Source organism: Paenibacillus chartarius, assembly GCF_042432825.1.
Taxonomy (GTDB): domain Bacteria; phylum Bacillota; class Bacilli; order Paenibacillales; family NBRC-103111; genus Gordoniibacillus; species Gordoniibacillus chartarius.
Genome location: NZ_JBHLWN010000122.1, coordinates 1 through 19,985 on the forward strand (window position 1 = coordinate 1; position 19,985 = coordinate 19,985).

The 19,985-nt window shown below is 44.9% G+C and carries 16 protein-coding genes and 1 pseudogene; 15 read left to right on the plus strand and 2 right to left on the minus strand.

The features are described 5' to 3' along the window. The 8 genes from dcm to ACFFK0_RS29475 all read left to right on the plus strand — a co-directional run. The coding region (dcm, locus tag ACFFK0_RS29440; RefSeq protein ID WP_377474799.1) for a DNA (cytosine-5-)-methyltransferase at positions 1-1,483 on the plus strand (1,483 nt) is incomplete at its 5' end. After that, positions 1,476-1,931 (plus strand): very short patch repair endonuclease, encoded by a 456-nt coding sequence (locus ACFFK0_RS29445; RefSeq protein ID WP_377474801.1) that lies wholly within the window; start codon positions 1,476-1,478, stop codon positions 1,929-1,931. The genes dcm and ACFFK0_RS29445, both read left to right, overlap by 8 nt. A gap of 28 nt (positions 1,932-1,959) precedes the next feature. Further along, on the plus strand, positions 1,960-3,174 hold the full coding sequence (locus tag ACFFK0_RS29450; RefSeq protein WP_377474803.1) for a type II restriction endonuclease: 1,215 nt from the start codon (positions 1,960-1,962) through the stop codon (positions 3,172-3,174). Positions 3,175-3,407: 233 nt separating this feature from the next. Beyond that, positions 3,408-4,385 carry an AAA family ATPase gene (locus ACFFK0_RS29455; protein WP_377474805.1) on the plus strand — a complete coding sequence of 326 codons (978 nt, stop codon included), beginning with the start codon at positions 3,408-3,410 and terminating at the stop codon, positions 4,383-4,385. Positions 4,386-4,392: 7 nt separating this feature from the next. Beyond that, a complete protein-coding gene (locus ACFFK0_RS29460) occupies positions 4,393-6,972 on the plus strand; it encodes a S8 family peptidase (RefSeq protein WP_377474807.1) in 2,580 nt (859 codons plus the stop codon). 247 nt (positions 6,973-7,219) lie between these two features. Further along, positions 7,220-9,004, plus strand: a complete 1,785-nt coding sequence (locus ACFFK0_RS29465) for a GmrSD restriction endonuclease domain-containing protein (RefSeq protein WP_377474810.1) — start codon at positions 7,220-7,222, stop codon at positions 9,002-9,004. A 366-nt stretch (positions 9,005-9,370) separates the two neighbouring features. Then, positions 9,371-9,997 carry a type 1 glutamine amidotransferase family protein gene (locus ACFFK0_RS29470; protein WP_377474812.1) on the plus strand — a complete coding sequence of 209 codons (627 nt, stop codon included), beginning with the start codon at positions 9,371-9,373 and terminating at the stop codon, positions 9,995-9,997. 129 nt (positions 9,998-10,126) lie between these two features. Then, the gene (locus tag ACFFK0_RS29475; RefSeq protein WP_377474814.1) at positions 10,127-11,071 is read left to right on the plus strand and encodes a helix-turn-helix transcriptional regulator; all 945 of its coding nucleotides are present in this window, start codon (positions 10,127-10,129) and stop codon (positions 11,069-11,071) included. A gap of 296 nt (positions 11,072-11,367) precedes the next feature. Here the strand turns inward: ACFFK0_RS29475 and ACFFK0_RS29480 are convergent, their stop codons facing one another. After that, positions 11,368-12,168: an NADH:flavin oxidoreductase gene (locus ACFFK0_RS29480; protein ID WP_377474892.1), complete on the minus strand. Its 801-nt coding sequence runs from the start codon at positions 12,166-12,168 to the stop codon at positions 11,368-11,370. Between the two features lie 152 nt (positions 12,169-12,320). On the opposite strand from ACFFK0_RS29480, the gene ACFFK0_RS29485 reads away from it, so the two are divergent. The 4 genes from ACFFK0_RS29485 (at position 12,321) to ACFFK0_RS29500 (ending at position 15,703) form a co-directional block, all read left to right on the plus strand. Further along, positions 12,321-13,025, plus strand: a complete 705-nt coding sequence (locus ACFFK0_RS29485) for a LysR substrate-binding domain-containing protein (RefSeq protein ID WP_377474816.1) — start codon at positions 12,321-12,323, stop codon at positions 13,023-13,025. Between the two features lie 239 nt (positions 13,026-13,264). Then, on the plus strand, positions 13,265-13,720 hold the full coding sequence (locus ACFFK0_RS29490; protein ID WP_377474818.1) for a MarR family winged helix-turn-helix transcriptional regulator: 456 nt from the start codon (positions 13,265-13,267) through the stop codon (positions 13,718-13,720). Positions 13,721-13,806: 86 nt separating this feature from the next. Further along, the gene (locus ACFFK0_RS29495; protein ID WP_377474820.1) at positions 13,807-14,790 is read left to right on the plus strand and encodes an aldo/keto reductase; all 984 of its coding nucleotides are present in this window, start codon (positions 13,807-13,809) and stop codon (positions 14,788-14,790) included. A 34-nt stretch (positions 14,791-14,824) separates the two neighbouring features. Next, positions 14,825-15,703, plus strand: a complete 879-nt coding sequence (locus ACFFK0_RS29500; RefSeq protein ID WP_377474822.1) for an SDR family oxidoreductase — start codon at positions 14,825-14,827, stop codon at positions 15,701-15,703. A 251-nt stretch (positions 15,704-15,954) separates the two neighbouring features. On the opposite strand, the gene ACFFK0_RS29505 is transcribed toward ACFFK0_RS29500, so the two are convergent. Next, complete coding sequence (locus ACFFK0_RS29505; RefSeq protein ID WP_377474894.1) at positions 15,955-16,839, minus strand: SDR family oxidoreductase; 885 nt, start codon at positions 16,837-16,839, stop codon at positions 15,955-15,957. Positions 16,840-17,020: 181 nt separating this feature from the next. On the opposite strand from ACFFK0_RS29505, the gene ACFFK0_RS29510 reads away from it, so the two are divergent. From ACFFK0_RS29510 to ACFFK0_RS29520, 3 genes and pseudogenes are all read left to right on the plus strand, one after another. Next, entirely contained in the window at positions 17,021-17,662 is a 642-nt protein-coding gene (locus ACFFK0_RS29510; RefSeq protein WP_377474824.1) for a TetR/AcrR family transcriptional regulator, read from the plus strand. A gap of 537 nt (positions 17,663-18,199) precedes the next feature. Next, positions 18,200-18,499: pseudogene (locus ACFFK0_RS29515) on the plus strand (ATP-binding protein); the annotation flags it as partial. Between the two features lie 169 nt (positions 18,500-18,668). Further along, on the plus strand, positions 18,669-19,778 hold the full coding sequence (locus ACFFK0_RS29520) for a GGDEF domain-containing protein (protein ID WP_377474826.1): 1,110 nt from the start codon (positions 18,669-18,671) through the stop codon (positions 19,776-19,778). Positions 19,779-19,985: the final 207 nt, after the last annotated feature.

Below are 19,985 nucleotides of genomic sequence, written 5' to 3' on the forward strand. Positions count from 1 at the left end.
TCTACTAGGCCCTGGATTCTGCCACCTAATTTTCAAAAACGGAATTATGCAAAATGCTCATATATATACAGCTTATTTATTCCTTCTCATGTCTGATTTTCAGTTTGCGAAAATGTGTTCGTTCGTGGTATGCTTATGTCAAAAACGTTCCCCTGGGAATATTTTTGACAGGGAGGCTTACTTTATTATGAAGACTTGCAAAAACACCGATTTCGGTTACATAAGAGAATTGGCAGGGTTATCAATCAAGGAAGTTGCACAACTCCTTGGGAAAAGTGAACGGACAATCTATCGCTGGGAAAATGGAGAATCTACTCCAGACAGCAACATTCTTAAAGAATTAAAAACGATATACGAGGTTCGTTCGGGGAATATGTCCGGTGGCTCCGCAAACTTCAGATTCATTGATTTGTTTGCCGGTATCGGCGGATTAAGAAAGGCATTTGAATCTATTGGCGGAAAATGCGTCTTTACCAGCGAGTGGGATTTGGCATGCAGAAAAACCTATCAGGCAAACTATACCTGCGATCATCCGGTTCATGGAGATATTCGTGAAATCGACCTTGATAACATGCCTGAATACGATGTGCTGCTTGCCGGTTTCCCCTGCCAGCCTTTTTCTATCGCAGGGGTATCCAAAAAGAATTCATTAGGCAAGCCTCATGGGTTCCATTGTGATACTCAGGGGACTCTATTCTTTGATGTTGCACATATGCTGGAGCGTCACCGGCCTAAAGCATTTATGCTTGAGAACGTCAAAAACTTGGTTAGCCATGATAAAGGAAAAACCTTCAAAATTATCATGAGAACACTTAAGGAAGAGCTTGGATACCACGTTGATTATCGGATAATAGATGCCAGATTTTTTGTACCGCAACATCGGGAGCGGATTTTTATTGTCGGGTTCCGGGAAGACGTTGGCTTTTCGTTTGACGATCTGAAACTGCCAGATACAAGCCCTAAACTTGGAACAATACTGCACCCTGAAGACGGTACCGAACAGCCGGAACCCCCCTATACGGAAGGTATAACAGCGACTGTTGCAGATAAATACACTCTGAGTGACAGGCTTTGGCAATACCTTCAAAACTATGCTGAAAAGCACCGGGCCAAAGGGAACGGATTTGGATATGGATTATTCGGGCCTGAAGATGTTGCCAGAACTTTATCCGCTCGTTACTATAAGGACGGCTCTGAAATCCTGATCAGACAGGAAGGGAAAAACCCGCGGAGATTGACCCCGCGTGAATGTGCACGTCTAATGGGTTTCGACAAGCCGGGTCAAAGTAAATTTGTTATTCCTGTTTCGGATACACAGGCATACAAACAGTTTGGGAATTCCGTTGCAGTCCCAGTGGTTGAAGCAGTAGCCAGACACATGCTCCCTTATCTTCACGCTACACTCGGAACGGGGGTTCCTGTTGGAATTACAAGAAAGCCGGAGCAACTCACATTGTTCGAAAAGGAAGCAGCATATGTCTGATATTGTTTCACCAGAAGTTCGTAGCCGGATGATGGCGGGAATTAAAGGGAAAGATACGAGACCTGAAATGATATTGCGTCAAGGGTTACATAAGCTTGGCTTTCGTTATCGCCTTCATGACCGACGATTACCGGGGACGCCTGACATGGTGTTCCCCCGATATCGGGCGGTCATTTTTGCTCACGGATGCTTTTGGCATGGTCATGAATGTTATTTGTTCAAGTGGCCCTCTACTCGTGAAGAGTTCTGGCATGAGAAGATAAGTCGAAACAAGGAAGTTGATGCAACCAACATATCCCGACTTCAACAGTTGGGTTGGAGAATCGGAATCGTATGGGAATGTTCTTTGAAAGGAAAATACAGAATCAATAGAGAAGAAGTAATAGAACTTTGTGCCCAATGGCTTACGTCAGACATTCAGTCAATCGAAATCGGCGGGCAATGCTGACAAAACACGAATGTGAGGATGTTATCTCATGCAGAGAGGATTTCTTTCGCAGTATTTTGAAGGGGTCGCAATCAAGCGGCTCAGTGCGGTCGAGGTCAATACATCTGTGTCTAACCAACATGAGTTTAACGGAAGCAGACCTCTGCGTAACTTGTTTGGTGATGAGCGTAGAACTCACAATGCCCGTTTTCTCTGGTTAGCTGGTGAAAATGAGGGCATTTCTTCGGACGGCAGGATTACTTGGTATGATGCCAGAGAAAATCATCCAACACGTTCCGAATATCGATTGTATTTTAACAGTAACGATGTAATGGATGCGGCCAAGGAAAACGATCTGTTGATTGTTGCAAAAAGGCCTGACGAGGAAATCTACATGATTGTGGTTCCGGCTGACAGTACACTTGAAAACCAGTTACTCTGGCTATTCGGTATCGAACAAATCGGATTCAATTTCAACTTTCAGGCAATCGAAGATGGACATAACCCTGAAGTTGATTATGCTGTTCGGTACATTCTGGAAGAGCTCGGTATTGAGATCGAAGAACCCGATACTGATTTTCTGGATACTGTACTCGAACCTTATATTATTACTGGGCGGTTCCCAACTACGTCCGAATTCTCTACACTTGCTCGACGGACGTTAAGAGATGTTTCACCTATTGAGGAACCGGATTCGACACTGTTGAAATGGATGGAGCATGAAGAAAAACTTTTCAAACGTTTGGAGCGTCATATTATTTCCAAGAAACTGGAACATGGTTTCCGCGATGACGAATCAATAGACGTGGAAGGATTCCTTCAGTTTTCTTTGAGTGTCCACAACCGGAGAAAATCACGGGTAGGCTATGCCTTGGAAAACCATATCGAAGAAATTTTCAAAGCCCACAGTGTTACTTATTCACGTACTGCGATAACCGAAAACAGATCGAAACCGGATTTTCTGTTTCCCGGGATCGATTTTTATCACGATCCTGCCTTCCCGCCTTCACGTTTGACAATGCTCGGTGTCAAATCAACGTGCAAGGACAGGTGGAGACAGGTGCTGGCCGAGGCGAATCGCATTCAGACAAAGCATCTCTTTACCCTTGAACCCGGCATCAGTGAGAATCAGACCGATGAAATGCAGGCAAATAATCTTCAATTGGTATTGCCGCAACGGTTACATGAGACTTACAAACCCAGTCAGAGAGGTTGGTTAATGAACATGCAGTCATTTATCCAACTGGTAAAGGATCGCCAATAAGAATTTTTATGGAAAGGCATGCTAATGGCATGCCTTGAATTTTATGAATTACTGATCAGATAAGACAGTATAGTTAAGGGAACGACTACAAAAAATGTTCTTTGTGAAGGAAATGAAAAGTTAGTGTCGAAAATAAAAGGGTTGCCGTAGTCGATTCTGGTTTGAAGCCATTGAATATAAGAGTTTTGTTATCCCCATAATGTAAGCAGGTCGGATTAAAAGGGGTGTGAGGAATGGCACGTGCCGATTTGCTTTTAAAATTAGTGGTAGCAGGAAAGAGTGGAGACTCCAAGTTATTCCAGCAAACCGTGGAAGCACTGATTGCTGAAGAAAGAAGTAAACAGCATCATGTATTGGCTGATCGTTTAGCTGAAAGTCTGCGATCGGCGACTCCACCCAAACAATCTCCTTCATTTATTAATGATAGTATAAGGAATTTTGTTCATGAGATTATTCCAAACAGACATCTCGATGATCTTATAATATCGGACGCTGTACTTGAAGCTTGTAGGGAATTGATTGAAGAACAGCATCGAAGCGAGCTGTTACGTTCATATAATCTGGAGCCACGTAACCGTGTTTTATTGACAGGGCCTCCGGGGAACGGGAAAACGTCCCTTGCTGAAGCAATAGCAACATCTTTGATGGTTCCAATGTATACAATAAGATACGAGGGTATAATAGGTAGTTACTTGGGTGAGACGGCCTCAAGACTAAATAAAATGTTTGAATACATTCGTTCAAGGAAGTGCGTATTATTTTTTGATGAATTCGATGCAATCGGGAAAGAAAGAGGAGACGAACACGAGACAGGCGAAATAAAACGAGTAGTCAGTTCATTGCTTTTACAATTCGACGAGCTTCCAAGTCATGTGGTTGTAATAGTAGCAACAAACCATCCTGAATTACTCGACAGAGCGGTATGGCGGCGGTTTCAACTGAGATTATTGTTGTCAAAGCCAGAGCGTCAGCAAATCGAGGAATGGTTTAAGAGATTTCAAAAAAGATTTGAACAACCTCTTGGTCACTCACTTAAAACATTAAGCGAGAGATTAACAGGTCTCAGTTTTGCTGAAGTTGAGGAATTTGGTCTGGATATTCAAAGACGTTATATATTGTCGATGCCTGCTTCTGATCTAAAATCTATCATCCGAGATCGACTGAAACAATGGGAAGCAAAATATAAGCTGAAGTCAGAAGAGTCGGAGTGATAACTGCATGGTTGAAAGACCCTTGTTAATTTTCCCCCGTGCAAGCAATGCGGAGAGGGAGAAGAGAAACAACAAATTTAAGCCCGCTAAAGCGAATGTTCCTTCAATAGAGAGACAGACAGAACGATTGGAACCCAAGTTTCTCAGGATTGAGCAGGCATTTGAAAAGCAAAGGGCTACTATTCAAAAAAGTATAACAGGAGCTTTGCCTGAGCAAGCCTTGGTCTTGGAAACAGTAAATACCATAGATGATTTTATCAAGGCTGTTCAAAAAATCGATGGACTTGAGTGGTTGACCGAATGGGAAACAGATATTGCACCGGATGAAGACTTCTTTTTTCAAGACGAGAAAGGCATTCTGTCTGATAAGGTAATTGGTGGACGCCTTTTTTTGGTTATGTCAGATCAGCAAGCCATGAAAGAATTGCGATCATTATGGAAAATGTATCAAAATCAGGAGACCTTCCCCCGGGGCAAAACCAAATGGAGAGATTTATTCAAACAATTAAAAGAAATTCGTCCTTGGAGTATAAGTGATCGATTCCGGGATACAGGCTTCTTGGAAGATTGGGAGGAACGAGTTGCCGCTGCTCAGGAAACTATCAGATTTGAGATTGAACTTTGGTATAGAACTAATGATGAGAAGCGACGCGAGGCGTCCCAAAGCATACGAGCTCTGATTAAACAAGCAGAAGGTAAAGTAATAACTGAATCTGTGATTCCTGATATTTCTTATCATGCGATACTCGCTGAAACCCCAATTACGTTATTTAATGATCTAAGTGATAATACAGAAGTTCAATTTATCCGCTCTGATTACGTTATGTTTTTCCGCCCAGTTGGACAGGCCATGATGGTTATTCCAGAAGCAGAAATATCAGATGGCACGTTTGAAGATAAATCTAGTCCGATATACGATAAGCCGGTTATTGCTTTATTTGATGGCCTGCCACTGGAAAACCACGAATTGTTGCGGGGCAGGTTGATTGTAGATGACCCTGACAATATTGCAGACCGATATCGTGCTCATGAACGTGTTCATGGTACTGCTATGGCTTCATTGATAATTCATGGCGAGTTAGACAGGCAGGATGATCCGATTTCACGCCCACTTTACGTTCGACCAATCATGGCACCAGATAACAGAGACTGGAGCGACACAAGAGTTGAATGTATTCCAATAAATGAGTTGCCTGTTGATTTGATCCATAGAGCGGTCAGAAGGTTGTTTGAAAGTATTGATGGACAAGCTCCGGTCGCTCCAACAGTAAAAGTCATTAATTTTTCCATTGGAGATGGAGCCAGACCATTCGATTACACAGTGAGCCCATGGGCAAAATTATTAGACTGGTTGTCGTACAAATACAAAGTTCTGTTTATTGTTAGTGCTGGTAACTTCACTGACGGCATAGATATTGATGTGCCGAAAGAGCAAATAGCAACATTGACACCAGAAGAGTTGTCGGAAAGAGTAGTGAAGTCTGTTTATAATAATGCTCACGAAAGAAGAATCCTTACTCCATCTGAAGCGATCAACTGTATTACGGTCGGTGCATTGCATGATGACTCATCTTCAATAACTTATATGGGGCCCAGAAAAGATCTTCTAACTATCCGACCTATTTTGAGTCCTGCCAGCAGAGTTGGATTGGGTTATCGACGATCAATCAAGCCTGATATTGTCATGGATGGGGGGAGACAACTTTATTCCGATGACTTCAGGGGAATAAACCATTTTGTGGTTAATGCCTCTACCCTTGCTCCGGGCCATAAAGTTGCTCACCCCGGTAAACAAGGTGAATTATCTTCAACCATTTATATGCGAGGAACAAGCAATGCAACTGCACTGGCAACCCGGACTTCATCACAGATTTATGATATGATTGATTACCTGAAGCAATCCCAAACTGGTGGGGAAACTATCTCTGATGATTTGATTGCTGTATTGATAAAATCATTGCTGGTACACGGAGCCAGTTGGGGTGATATGTATCAAACATTTGAAAGAATGCTTGGACCTGAAAGCAGTCGCATCAAGGATAGAGTAATTCCAAGACTTATAGGATATGGATCAGTCGATCCAACAAGAGTATTGGAGTGCAACGCTCAGAGGGTCACTTTGTTTGGAAGCAATTATTTAAAAATGGACGAAGCACACATCTATACTGTGCCATTGCCACCTTCATTAAGTAGTAAAAAAATATGGAGGAGATTGACCATAACCTTGGGATGGTTTTCACCTATAAACGCAAATGCTCAAAAATATAGACAAGCTCACCTTTGGTTTGACCCGCCGAGAACAGAGTTGAATGTTGATCGATTTGAAGCTGATGCAACTTCAGTTAAGCGGGGCACCATCCAACATGAAATTCTGGTCGGAGATCAAGCTACGCCATTCATTGACGGCGATGTGTTGGAGATTAAAGTAAATTGCCGGCAAGATGCGGGTGGGCTGAATTCGGAAGTCCCCTATGGCTTGGTTGTTTCGTTGGAAGTAGCTGAAGGGGTCGATGTTCAGGTTTACGATGAGGTACGAAGCAGAATCCGTCCAGCAGTACAAATTCAATCAAATCCAGATTCACGGTAAAGAGAGGGAGAACGATCCCTCTCTTTTCATTCAGATGCATTTCCACTGAGTCAGTTTACCCTATCAATAGATACGGTGAACCGTACCATAAATAATGGATAATTTGGGGTAACTTTATGCATGTATCTTTTTTCAGTAGTTCCAAGATAAAAAAGGGTATTCGAAAATTATCGCTAATTATTATTGTAGTTAGTCTACCCCGATTACAACACAAACAAAGTGTTGATTACTATTTTGGAGGTTACGAATGGCCACACAACCCATAATTAATGGAAAAGTAGTTGAACGTTCATATGAAGATTATCGTAATAATTTTTACCTGGTTAATAGAAGATATCAAAGAAAGCTTGTATGGAGCGTGTCGGAAAAAAGAGCATTTATTGATTCCTTGGCCAACGGGTATCCGGTACCATTGTTCTTATTTTCAATAAATAAATATAAGGACATTGTAAGAAACGAAATAATTGATGGGATGCAGCGTTTAAACGCTATTTTTTCATTTATAGAAAACGAATACCCTCTTGAGAATGGGCATTATTTTGATCTCACGGCAACCGCGACAACAAAAGATTTGCTAGATAGGGGAATTTTGGAACAAAAGGAACCCATTCTTGATCGTTCAGTATGTGTCAGGATTGTTAGTTATGAGTTACCTTATTCAATTTATAACGAAAGTGACCCCAATGTTATTGATGAAGTATTCAGAAGAATTAATTCTAATGGCCAGCACTTATCCCGGCAAGAAATAAGGCAAGCAGGAGCTACTAGTGAATTTGCTGAATTGGTAAGATTGCTTTCAACACAGATTCGCGGCGATGTCTCCCATGATGATATTTTATTGCTCTCACAAATGAAGGGTATAAGTATCAATCAAGATACAAATGGTTCAGGAATAAATGCAGATTCTGTATTCTGGGTGAAGGAGAATATAATAAATAAAGAAGACTTACGTCAATCGATGGATGAGGAACAAGTAGCAGATTTGTTAGCCGCAATGGTTTTAAATCCATTACCCCCGTCAAATGTAAGTGTATTGGATGAATACTACGGGTTTAGGAATGTTGATTCCGAAGTAAGAGGAAAAAGGTTAGAAGAAGCTGTGTTAGCAGTAAATCCTGAAAGACTTTCAGAGCAATTTTTATATGTGCTTGATGAGATTAAGAGGATTTTCCACAATCGTCCAAAAACAATAATTGGACATGTTGTTGGTCCAAGAATTTATAAGGGGCCAAGATACTTTCAAGTTTTGTTTTTAGCACTTTATGAATTATTGGTAAAACAAGAGAAAAAGATTATAGATTATGATCGTTTGTATAATCAACTTGATTCTATTAGTAGCCGAACAATGAATATTGCTTCAGGTGGGGGTTGGTGGACCAGTAGGGAAAAAACTGACCTAGTGGCGGCGACTGTTGGTGTTCTTGCCTCTAGTTTTGTAAGTCGAACTGATGGTGACCCTATGTATTATTCATATACCACCGAGGTTGAAACATTGCTCAAACAATCTAATACCGAAAATAGCCAATACGATTTTAAACAAGGTATTTATAACTTAGCCACAGGGGAACGCAACGATGATCTAATAAAGAAAATATATAAGACTCTTACAGCAATGGCCAACGCTGGGAAAAATGCAGTGGGATATGTTCTTGTTGGTGTGGCTGACAATGTTGAAGATGCAATAAAAATATCAGAAAGATATAAAACTGATTATATAAAAGTAGGCTCTTTTTATATAACTGGTGTCGATGGGGAAGTAAACGAGTTTAATAAAGGAAATTATGACGACTATTTTGCATTATTCAAAAATGCTATTAGCACTATGCCTATATCTGAGCATTATAAGAGACAAATTGGATCAAAAATAAGAATGGTTAACTATTATTCCAAATCTGTTGTTATTATCAAAATAACTTGTGATAATGGAGCCGCGATTTTTGAAAATGGATATTACACTAGATCAGGTGCAAGTAATGATCCAGTTCCTGTTTCGCCGGAAAGCATGCCTTCCTTCTTTGCTCGATTCATATAGAACGGCATGAAAGCATTAATACATCACCCAGCGATTCCATACTTCCTCCCGAGCAATAAAATTATCGGGAGGTCCTTTTTTTATACGATTAACTTTATAGCATCCTAAGTTGGTCACAAGCTGATTGTTCTCAATAGAATTAGCTGATAAACCCGTTACGCTGAACCGTACCATAAGTAGAGGCAAAATTTTATTGAAAATAACTTGCGAAACTCTTTGAGTGTCTACCCTTATTAAGCAATACTCAAATTTAATAGCTTCGCTGACAGTAGATGTCAGCGAAGTTGTTTTATAATGATGACAATCATTGATTACCGATTGATAGTTGGTATCACTGATGAATCGTACAATAGGGAGAAATTGCAAATGAAGAATACAGTATATCTTTATGTGTTTAACACAATGGCAGACTGGGAAATAGGTTACTTAACTGCCGAACTGAACTCGGGAAGATATTATAAAAAGGGGCTGGCCCCATCCCAAATAGTCACCGTTGGAATGGAAAAGACTCCTGTAACTACAATGGGCGGATTGAAAATACTGCCTGACATTAAACTGGATGAGTGCAGCATTGAAAGCACAGATGCATTGATTTTACCCGGTGGAGATACATGGACAGAAGCCATTCACCAACCTATCTTAAAAATCGCTCAGAGGTGTTTAAAGGAAGGTATATTGGTTGCAGCGATTTGTGGTGCAACAATGGGACTTGCCCAGGCAGGATTGCTGAATTCTCGCCCGCATACAAGCAATGATCTGGAATACCTTAAAATGATCTGTCCTACTTACACAGGTAAAGAGTATTACAAAATGGAGTCTGTTGTAACTGATGGAAAATTGATCACTGCATCTGGAATAGCCCCGTTGGAATTTTCTGTACACGTCTTGAAAGCTCTGGGCGTGTTATCTTCACAAACATTAGATGCCTGGTATAGTCTTAATAAGTCTCAAGAACCCAAACACTTCTATGAGTTGATGAATTCAATCCAGTAAGGGTTTAAGCATAGGATTGAGGATTTGTCAGAAGTAGAAAGTAGATTAAATACGCAAAGCTCAAATCAGTTTCATTTTTTCGAGAAAAAGAGGGTGCTTCCGATAGCGAAATGGGATAACATGCTCTCGATGCTTTGGATACTTAGAACCGGAAGGAAGCTCACCGCCACGCAGATCGCGGACAGTTTGGAGATCAGCGTTCGCACCGTGTACAGATATATCGACGCATTATGCGCCAGTGGTGTGCCGGTCATCGCGGAATCGGGCCATGACGGTGGCATTCGTATTCTGGAAAGCTTCAAGGAGACGCCATTATTCTTCAACTCCGTAGAGGTGAAGGCGCTTGTGGATGCGTTTAAATTTGCGCAAGGCGCTGGTTATCCTTATACAGAGGAGCTGGAAAGCGCGCTGAAGAAGGTAGAGAATGGGTTGCACGAAGAGCAGCGCCACGATCTGTCCCGTCGGTCGAATGGCTTGGATGTGATTTCTCCGTCGCGTCTACCTTCCGTCGTTCCGTTGTTACGTGACCTAGAGCAGGCGGCGAAGGACGGGTTAACGGTTCGCATCACCTATCGCAAAGCGAATGCGGAGAAGGACGACGGACGAGAAGTTGATCCGTACGGGCTGGCTTACGACCGAAACGAATGGTACGTTGTCGCGTTCTGCCATCGGTCGCAGGCGGTGCGGACGTTCCGCGTGGACCGCATTGCGCGGCTGGAGCCGACTGAAGCATGCTTCGAAAAGCCGGAGCGTTTCTCCGCGTCCGTCTATTTCAGTGACCAGTCCGAACGGGAACGGGAGGCAGACGGACCAATGACGGTCATCCGCATCGAGGGAGAACCCGACACGCTGAACGCGGTTTGCCGCCACTGGCATATGCGCCACTATTTGACGGAACGAACCGATCGGGAGGTGTGGTTTTTGCTCGACGTCCCGACAATGAACAAGTACCTTCCGATGTATCTAATGACGTTCGGCACAGCCATTCGCATTCGGGAGCCGCTGGAACTGAGGCGTCAGATCCAGGAGTTGGCCTATGGAATCGCCAAACATTACGACGAAGATTCCGATTGAACTTCACTGGCTAAGTTCGAACCTAGTTCTACTTCTACAGAAGGACGTAGTTGTCATGAAGTCTATGATGATAAAATGAATGTAAATGTTGCATTGTATGCTGAACAATGACAATAAGCGTTTTATAAGAAGTTCTAGGATGGAGACTGTCGCGTGCATGGTGGCTGCTCCATCCTTTTTTTCAATTGAAGGCGAAATTCGCCGTTAGCCCGTTACGGTGAACCGTACCATAAGTAACGGCAAGTTTTACTCAAATCTTTCAATGTGCCTGTAGCAGCAAACGGGAAATCAGAAAGTCAGAGGGTGTCGACGACGAGTTCTTCTTCCTTGATCGTTGCGATAGGGTGCAGATAACGATGGTCGAAAGAGTTTAATTTGTTTCCTTCCCTCACTTTGTTCACCCAGTCCGGATTAACGAGCGCGCTCGTTCCGATTGCAATCAGTTCGGCGTCGCCTTTCTCCAACAGATCTTCCGCTTGTTCTGGTTCACCCAACTTGCCATTCGCGATAACTGGCAGGCCGCTGAATCGTTTAGCCAACTCGGCAAGGGTGGATCCGCCTTCCGCAAATGCCGGTGCAAATGCCTTATATTCAGTAGTATGGATGTAGCTTGGAGAAGCTGTTTTCAATTGCTCGAAAATAATCCTGGCATCCTCTTCTCCATTTGCCCATTTGTGGTGAAAATCGTTCACTTTCCCTTGCGAGATTCGAACGCCAACCAGATAATCAGGACCAACGAGAGAACGAATAGCTTCTAATGTTTCCACGACGACACGGATTCGCCGCTCCACGGAACCGCCGTAAGCGTCTGTTCTTTGATTCGTATAATCCGTAATGAATTGATCGAGAAGGTACCCATTGGCAGCATGGACTTCAACGCCGTCAAATCCGACTTGCTTCGCGCGAAGAGCCGCTTGTGCGAAGCTATCGATCACACCGCGGATCTCCTCGGGGGTCATCGCTTTTGGAACAGCGAATGCTCCGCTTCCGCCGTGTTCTTCCAGCATCGTTCCAACAGGCTTCACAGCGGATGGAGCGATTGACGTAAATGCGCCATGTTGGACGAGCGCCCCTACATGCATCAACTGAGCGACAATTTTCCCCCCAGGATACTCGCATCAAAATAAATAATGGACATTGGGGAAGAGGTAGTTACGATGGAACTAACCGATCTGCGTATGGTGCTGGCCATTATGGAGGAAGGCAGCATCAGCCAGACCATCCGTGCGGGTCGCTTAGGATTGGCGTAGTGGAAACCATTGCCTCCTCCGCTCCTTTTATCCATGCGTTGTCCGTGTTTCAACGTAAATATCCCGAGGTTTCACTATCCCTGGTCAACGGAACGTCGCCGAAAAATTACGAAATGGTGCTGGACCGACAGCTTGACGGCGCCTTCCTCACAGGCGAATATGATATCTCTTCACTGCAAGTCGCCTATGAGATTGAAGAAGAAGTTCTCTTATTAACGTCTGTCTTTGGAAAGGAAGATCACTCCTATCCGGAAGTGGCGAATGCGACCTGGGTCGTGTTTCCGAAGGGCTGCCCATTGCGTAAGGCTAATGAAGATTGGCTTCAAGGCGAGGGGGGATCGTTTAGGAACATGATCGAGGTGAGCACGTTGGATACGATGCTGAGTTGCGTGCGCGCAGGCATCGGGTATACGTTCCTAACCGAATCCGTCGTGGATACAGATGATGAACAGCTTCATATACATCGGGTTCCCGAACCGTACCGGTTCCTGACTACGCGGTTGGTTTCTCGAAAAGAGCGGTTCCCCAGCAAAGCCTTTGCTGCATTCGCACATTGCGTTAGGACGGCGGGAATTGGATGTAGTCATCCGACAAGCCCCACCAAAAACTCCACCGATCCAAGCATTAATGGAGTATGTAATGGAAGCAACTCTGATGAAATAAGGGATGGGAGGGTCATAGTACAGAAACCGTCGAGCATATGAGGCAGCGATACGAAACCCTACCAAGGAAAACACAATGGAAATCCAAATATTTCATTATTATTGGAGCAGTTACAAATAATACATGTATCGCAATCATTATGGCAGTGCCTTCTTGTCATTAAGGTGACACCGCGAATTAACATCGTCAACAGCACAACGGCACATCTGACACTTGCCATTGACAAAATTAAAAACCCCATTTATAGTGTAGACATCTACACGAATCCAAGGAGAACATTATGCCGGACATTTTCGACATGTACCCCTATAGCCTATACATTAAGCTTATCGCGCAACGGGTCCGGGAAATCATTGACCAGCTTCTGAAGGATCATGGCTTGAACAGCTCACAAGCGATTCTCCTATCGCATATTCATCAATCACTAGAGGAGCGTATAGAGATCAACCGAAAGTTTCTTGAAAAAACGATGGCCCTTAGCGGTCCGTCTGTGACAAACTTATTGAACGGTCTGGAGAAATCCGGATTTATCACTCGCAGCAGCAACCCTGCCGACGGACGAAACCTCCGTATCGATATAACGGCCAAAGCCAAACAATTTCTTAGCGAGAGGAGTGATGCCTTCTCGAAATCTGAAGAATTGATCACGCAAGGGATGTCTGATGCCGAAAAAGCCATGTTTGTTTCTCTGCTGACCCGTGCTTTTGAAAACGTCGAAAAACAGCCGCCGAAGTGATGCATTTGTCATCTATTTTTATATTTTTTTGTATAAATGAGTAGATGACTACATAATTTCAATTTTATAAAGTTTAGGAGATGACCATGATGAATGATCAACAAAACAGACTGGAGCTATCCAGAATCGGACTTGGCTGCGGTCATATGTCAAATGCCAATGAAGCTGTCAAAAGTGCTGGCATTTCCGCCATTCATGCCGCCTTTGAGAGTGGAATCAATCATCTCAACACAGGCGACTTTTACGGTGCAGGCCAAAGCGAGATGGTCATCGCCGAAGCACTGAAGGGGTACAAAAGGGATGACTATTTCATATCGCTGAAGTTCGGGGCATTGAATACGCCGGAAGGCTCCTTGTACGGACTGGATGTCTCCCCCCATCATGTTAAGAACTTTCTCGCCTACTCGCTTAAACGCCTCAATCTTGACTATATTGATCTTTATCAGCCCGCAAGAATCGATCTGGGTATTCCTGTTGAAGAAACGATCGGCGCTATTTCCGAACTGGTTAAGGCCGGCTATGTCAGGCAGATCGGAGTCAGCCAGGTCGACACGGAGACGTTGCGAAGAGCGCATGCCACGCATCCGATCAGCTGGGTAGAAGTCGAATACTCCCTTTTTAACCGCGGCATCGAGAAAGATATTTTGCCGACTGCAAGGGAATTGGGTATCGGCGTTGTTGCTTTTGGGGTGTTGGCTCATGGTCTTCTTGCCGGCCATTGGACAGACGAGCGAATCCAAAAGAGCAAAGGCGGCTACGTTCCGTTGTTTTTTGAAGAGAATATAGGAAAAAACGTGGCCTTGGCTCAAAAGCTGGGTGAGATCGCCGCAAAAAAACAAATGACGTTATCTCAATTGGCATTTGCATGGATGTTATCCAAAGGTGAAGACATCATACCGCTTATCGGTACCGTATCACCGGCTCATCTTCAAGAGGCTTTGCTGTCACTTGATATTCATCTGACCGAAGACGATGTCAGAGAAATTGAAGATGCTATACCAGAACAGGAGATCGCCGGTGCTTCTTTTCCCAATATGCAATTTAGAAACGGGAAGACGGTTCGCGTATAAGCACTATCGTACAAATGAAAGGATGTTGTTTGCCATGATTATCGTTACCGGAGCCAACGGGAAATTGGGGCGGGCCGTGGTAGAACAGTTGCTTATGCGTGTTCCTGCCGAGCAGATCGGTGTCAGCGTCCGCGATCCGAATGAGGCACAAGAGCTTCGGGAACGTGGAGTTCGTGTCCGTCGGGGCGACTTCGACGATGCCGAGAGTCTGCACCACGCCTTTGAGGGGGCGTCGCAGGTTCTCATCGTTTCGACCGGCATCATGGGCAAGGATGATATACCGCACGGTATTCAGCAGCATCAAACCGCGATTGACACGGCAAAGAAGGCAGGGGCTAGTCGGGTGGTATACACAAGTCACATGGGATCTTCCCCAACATCACACTTCGCCCCCATGATTCACCATGCAACTACCGAAAAGCTGCTGGACAATTCAGGAATTGCCTTCACGTCGCTCCGTAATGGCTATTACGCTTCAATGGCACTAATGATGATCGGTGGAGCAATAAAGACAGGGGAATTGATCGCTCCTGAGGACGGTCCAGTTGCCTGGACTGCCCACTCCGACTTAGCCGAAGCTGCAGCGGCGATCATAAGTGATCAGAAATGGAATGGTATGACCCCCAATCTAACGGGACCCGAAGCCATTGACATGGAAGGGATTGTGACAATCACGTCCGAAGTCTTGGGGCGGATTATCCGTCGAATTATTGTGTCAGACGAAGAGTTTCGGGAGCGCATGATGTCTCAGGGTGTGCCGGAAGCGAGTATAAATATGCGGGTGGGAATGTTTCTAGCGAGCCGACAGGGCGATTTCTCGCAAGTCGATCCTGCTCTGGCTCATTTGATCGGCCGGCCTCCGAAAAGTTTTAGAGAGGTCTTGAAAGAGTCGATTACTCATCAGCAAGGTTGATTGCATTAAGAAATGAGGCGTCCTGCATCCAATTGGATTCTCCAGACTGTCGACAAAGTGTCGGCAGTTTTTGTCTATTTACAATTCTTGATCCTATTTCGCCGTTAACTCCGTTACGGGGAGTATCACAAATAACGGCAAGTATTTAGGCGTGGATTTCACAAATAAAGAAGCTCGCTGTCACCGCAGCGAGCTTTGTTCTTCATATGTCAATCTAAGTCCAATAACTATAAATGGATTGCGAAGTTATTTCAGCTTTTGAAGTAGTGGCCCTGTTCAAGGTCCGCGATCAGAGAAGGGTACACCGGCTGCCATCCTAAGCGTTCCTTAGTCAGCGCGCTCGAGGTTGGATTATCGGTGGAAGCGGCGAAGGAGAGCCACCCGAAGTGAGCGTCTGCCTCTTCACGGGTTATGCTGAGCACAGGCAGGTTCAGATGACGACCGATGACGCCGGCAATATCCCGGAAGGGCACTCCCTCGTCGGCGACCCCGTGATATATGGCTCCCGTGTCGCCCTTCTCAAGCACCAGTCTGAAGAGACGTGCCGCATCCAACCGATGCACTGCCGGCCAACGGTTGCGTCCATCTCCCACATATGCCGAAACCCCTTTTTGGCGCGCGATCCCGATGAGGGTCGGTACGAAGCCCTGCTCGCCCTCGCCATGGACGGACGGTGCGAGGCGGACGATCGATGACCGCACTCCTTGGCCAGCCAGAACAAGCGCCGCTTCCTCAGAGCGTCTCGGCGTAGATTGCGTCGACGCCTGCTCCTCCGTCCCGAGAATTCCCGGCAAGAGCATCAACGTACCCGAGGTGGCCACGAATGGCTTCCCGGTGCCTTTGAGCGCCGCTCCCATTGCCTCGATCGCCAGACTATCGGCTGCTGCGGCTGCCTCGAAGCTGGCGAAGTCGTGTTTGAAGGCCAAGTGGATGACGCCGTCCGATGCCCCAGCGCCTTCTCGCAGGCTGTCGAGGTCATCCAGGTCGCCGTGGTGTACTTCGGCACCGGCTGCCGTCAACGCTGCGGCGGACTTATCAGAGCGGGCGAGTCCAACAACCTGATGCCCAGCATCGAGAAGTTCGCGTACGACGGCAGAACCGATGAACCCCGTTGCACCAGTTACAAATACACGCATCGTATTCATCCTTTCACCCCAAGGGTATGATTAGGTACAGGAAAGATTATACAACAAGCAATCAACGAAGTAAACTAATTTAACTAAAATCGTTAATTTAATAAAAATTATTAATGGAAAATTGTGATATCATCAATTTTGCTATACTATTGTGGAGTAAGCATCAAAGGAGGCTTAAATCGTGAGGAAACCGATGAGCGCCAATCACTACTTGAACAAAATTAAGCCGATCGTTCGAAAAACGAAGTTTAGCCAATTGAGAATAGACGATATCGCAAAATATATGGATATTAGTAAAGTGACGCTATATAAACATTTTTCATCCAAAGATGATATCATCGAACAGGTTGTCGAATATGAAATTCAGTACTTGCAGCAGGCTGATCTCGTTGTAAATGATGATTCCCTCTCTTATGTAGATCGCTTCCAGAAAACATTTCTGCAGTCGCTGCTGTGCGTTGTTTATTTATCTGATCTGTTCCTGCAAGATCTCAAGGAATTCTATCCGACGCTTTATGATAAGCTCGTTATGGCCCAACAAAATCGAAATAAGAATTTACAGGCTTTTTTTGAAGCCGGGATGGATCGGAAGGTTTTCAACAGAATGAATCCCGTGCTGCCCTTGATCCAAGATGACGCGACACTGCGGCGCTTCATGGAACCGACTTTCAGTATTCAATGGTATGATCTCACGTTGAAACAAGCGATAATCGAATATTATAAGATGAAACAGTATCAAATGATTAGGCCGGAACATCTGGATGCGATTGACGATTCCAATTTTGAGAGACAGGTAGCGGAAATTTTACTAACAATTTCGTGAGCACGTTGTTATCGCTCTCCCTGGACGGAGTCATTCAGTCGATTAATGATAAGCTCTTGGAGTGGATCGTTGCAGAGCGTATCAGTACTGAGGGTCGTCGAGTGGAAGCAATTCTAACGGAGTCAAGCAAGCTCTTCTATCAAGTTTATATTTTTCCTATGATGAAGATGCATGGCAAGGTGGAGGAGATGTAATTCTCTTTGAAATCCGGTGACGGATCCGAAGTGCCTGTCCTTTTCAATGGAATATGCTGCGAACGGGACGGAGTAATGGTCATTGATTGTATCCTTATCAGAACAGTGAATAGACACAAACTCGAGCATGAGCTTCTTCTTGCGAAGAAAGCGGCACAGCAGGCCAAGCAATCGAGCAGGTTTGCACACTTATGGATTCGCAGGTGCATTTGCACAATATTGAAGTGGAAGTGAACTACGAACAAAATGTGCCTACTTTCATACAATGTGATATAAATCAAATGAAGCAAATATTTATCAATTTTCTTAAAAACGCGATAGAAGCGATGCCAATCGCGGGCAAGTTATGATATCGGTTAATAATAGCGGTGAAAATAGCATTCTCTTACGCATTACTGACCAGGGTGAGGGCATTCCAGCAGACAAACTGAAGAGAATCGGGGAACCTTTTTATACCACAAAAGAAAAGGGAACAGGGCTAGGGCTTATGGTCTGTCGTAAAATCATTGAAGATCACCAAGGATCGTTGAACATCACAAGTAGATTGAACGAGGGAACTACGGTTGAGGTGATTTTGCCACAAAGGGAAAAGGCACAAAACTTTTTACCGATTGATAACGCTCTCAAGCAACTTGACCAGTAAACTAATCTCTTGACGAGCACCTAAAACAAACTGATATGACTATTGCGCCTAACGTATAAGTATTTATAGTTGATTCCGCATGGGTCCTATTTCCAATTGGCGGAGTCACGTATCGCCTGTTATCATGGATGTTACATACACGAAGACAACGAAGAGCAGGGATGATGTGATGTCTAACCAACATGACCTAGGCAGTGTAATATGGAAGCGGAAAATCCTCCGCATCTATCGTATATTCATCTTGTTCTATCTGATGGGGGAAGCGGCTTCTTTCGCGGCAGGCTGGGAGCCGGGCCTAAATTATGTCATCACATATCTGCAAGATAGCACCATGATCCCTGTGTCCACGATGTTGATAACGCTGCTGGTGTTGGAATTGTTATGCCGGTATACCAATAGGAATTTGGATTATATCTTTATCTTGGCCGCGGTGATCTTGGCCGGCTCGCTTATCATTACCAATCGGCACATTCCCGTCATGCAGTCGACGATCTTGGTGCCTATCGTGTTATCGGTGCTTTACTTTGACAAGGTAAAGATCCTCGTCACTACAGCGGTCAGCTTGGCCTTCATGCTCACCTTCTATGGCCTCGCGAATCAGAAAACTGCGGCTGAATTTGGACCGGCGCCTTTCTCAGCAATCGTGATCTGTGTCATCATCCTGGCCTGCTGCGCTGCCGGATTGATTGTCATTAACCGGGGAATGGAGCTCTTGGAAGAGCTTCGAGAGAAAGTGGTCTGTGAGATCAAGCTCCGGGAGGAGAAGGCCTGGATCGAGGAAATGTCTAGGACCGATGCGTTAACCGGACTTGCGAATCATAAGTCGTTTCATGATTATCTTGATCACATTATCGATTCTGATGAAAGCACCCCTGCGCTGCACTTGGCCCTTGCGGATATTGATAATTTTAAGGCGATCAACGATACGTATGGGCATTGGGCCGGTGACATCGTGCTTAAGCAAACAGCGGCCCGATTAAAGGAAACGCTGCAGTCCTCCGCACTGCTCTCGAGGTACGGCGGCGAGGAGTTCGGTATCCTGTTTCAAGGCATGTCGGATGAAGAAGCAAGGGACAAGCTTGAGGCAGCACGCATTGCTGTAGCCTCCATTCGTGTAGCGGAGATCCAGCATCAAACGGTCACCATCAGCATCGGGCTGTATCGGAAGCGCGTAACGGACTCGAAGGAAACTCTGTTTAAGCGAGCCGATACGGCGTTATATGAAGCCAAGCGCCCTGGAAAAAACAGGCTATGTGTGGGCGACGGAACAACAGCCTAGAAAGCGAAGAAGCCGGAAGTCCCTATGTATCAAGGGGTTTCGGCTTCTTTTATATATGGGGCTCGGGCCAACTAATTCCATATTTTTGGAAGTATTTGAATTAGCTTTCACTCCATCACCTGCGGCACCAGGTCCATCAGCTCGCCGCCGTTCTACCAGATGGAAGGGCACCCCGCCGCATAGACGACTTAAGATAGAGACAGTAGA